Source organism: Synergistaceae bacterium, assembly GCA_012728235.1.
GTDB lineage: Bacteria > Synergistota > Synergistia > Synergistales > Synergistaceae > JAAYFL01.
The window spans coordinates 1-1828 of record JAAYFL010000018.1; the positions used below are offsets into that span (position 1 = coordinate 1).

Consider the following 1828-nt stretch of genomic DNA (forward strand, 5'->3'; position numbering starts at 1 on the left):
CAGATACCCTCCCAAGGAGAATTGTATGAATAAAAAATTTATTGCTTTTGCATTGGTTCTGCTCATTGCTATGGGTGGGTTGTTTGCAGCATTGGGCATCGGCTTTGATGATACCCCTGAAGTGACATTAGAAGGGGTTATAGGGGGTTCATTCTATCACGGTATTGTAGACGGTTCATCCTATCTTGCCTCAAAAACATATGTTGGTGCATTCGCAGACACGCCCCCTACGGTTAAGTACGGATATGAGAGTAATATGGCCGGTCCTCATTACCTTCGCATGGCAATATCTGACTTCGTATACAAGAACGAGAGTGGTACTGAGGTTGGTAGGGTAAAGATTAAAAGTGTGACTGTCGACAATGCTACTGGAACTTGGAATTCTGCCACGAGTGAATATACGATTTTCACAATTCCTGCGACCAATTCATATTCGAAGCAATCTGCTGAAATTGTTGTTAGTCCGATGAGAGTAGCAGGTACTGACCATCTAGGTGCGACTGTTACTGCAGTTAATACCATTGACCAAGCTCCAGAAGGAACATACGAAGCTACAATTACTTTTAGCGTTGCAGGTTCCTGATATTCTTTATTATTTGAAAGTCCGGCTGTGCAGACTCCTGCACAGCCTTGTTTTTATCAAGTTGTTTGATACAATGTGGTATGGTTAGTGCAATGATGAATATACGAAGATATCTTTTAATATTATCTCTTCTTTTTATGTTACCGCTCTCCCTTGTTGCGGTAGAAGATATGCCTCGCACTTTCTCCCCTGCTGTCGTCAAAATGGTTGGGACAATAAGTCCTAGGGATATTGAAATCGTTGTCACCAATGAAGCGGACTTGGAATTGACTTCCGACGATGCCGTGATGGAATTCATCTTCCCTTCTCAGGAACAGTGGGAAGTGAGCCAGTCATTGAATTTTTACTATTCCAGTCATCTTGCCATTGAAAAGAAAGGCACGCTCTCCTTCCAGGTCGATGACCTGAATCTGGATAAGAACAATTCATTGAGAATTTCTTTGGAACTCTACAACAACAATAATGCCAACACGCGGGTGGAACCAAATGGCTCTTCTTTCTTTGTGACCTTCAAAGAAGGGGTACAAAACAGAACCCCGATAGGAACGCTGACGGTGAAGATCCGTAAGAACGCCTCCGATATCTACAGTGCTGGGATGTATCGTGGGTTCTTTTCGATGAATTATACGGAGATGAACTGAAAACAGCTGAATCAAGCCGAATTTGTTTTACAGGGCAGACAAACCATGCAATAATCATATGTGTCGTTGCTCTGGTCCACTTCGATTGTTCCAGCGGGTGGACACGTATCTTGGGAGAGGAGTCCTGAGGTTCTCTAGGAGGTTACCGCTACTCGGTTTCGGGTAGCGGTTTTTCATACCCCTGCAGTGCCTGCAGCACCGAGCTCTTGAAGATCCAGTGGTCCAGCGCTACCGCGATCGAGCCAAGGTTCGTTGACTGCTCCTTCAGCGCCGATTGCACGATCGGGCGAGAGGCGAGTTCGTGGTGGGCGTGTTGGACATAGAAATCTCTGATGAGTTGGAGATACTCCTCACCGATGTTGGCGATGCCGCCGCCCAGGATGATCTTCTCAGCCCCGGTGATGGATGCGGCCCAAATAAGGGCCGTAGCCAATGCCTTGCATGCCTCCGTAAGGAGTGCATTCGATCCATTCAGACCGGCAAGCTGCTTGGCCGAGAGCCCGTCGCCCTTCTCCTTGAGGGCCCATCCTGCCGCGACGGTCTCGAGGCACCCAATGCCCCCGCACTGGCAGAGCCCGGTCGATGCGATGGGGAGGTGGCCGAA

3 protein-coding genes are annotated in these 1828 nt (G+C 47.8%); 2 read left to right on the forward strand and 1 reads right to left on the reverse strand.

Features of this window, described 5'->3' with window-relative positions; genetic code table 11:
* The first annotated feature begins 25 nt into the window (after positions 1 to 25).
* Positions 26 to 583, forward strand: coding sequence for a hypothetical protein (locus GXZ13_01440; protein ID NLX74504.1), 558 nt, complete (start codon positions 26 to 28; stop codon positions 581 to 583).
* Positions 584 to 663: 80 nt separating this feature from the next.
* Positions 664 to 1224: a hypothetical protein gene (locus GXZ13_01445; protein ID NLX74505.1), complete on the forward strand. Its 561-nt coding sequence runs from the start codon at positions 664 to 666 to the stop codon at positions 1222 to 1224.
* Positions 1225 to 1372: 148 nt separating this feature from the next.
* On the opposite strand, the gene GXZ13_01450 is transcribed toward GXZ13_01445, so the two are convergent.
* Positions 1373 to 1828: ROK family protein (locus GXZ13_01450; protein ID NLX74506.1), on the reverse strand; the 456-nt coding region annotated here is incomplete at its 5' end.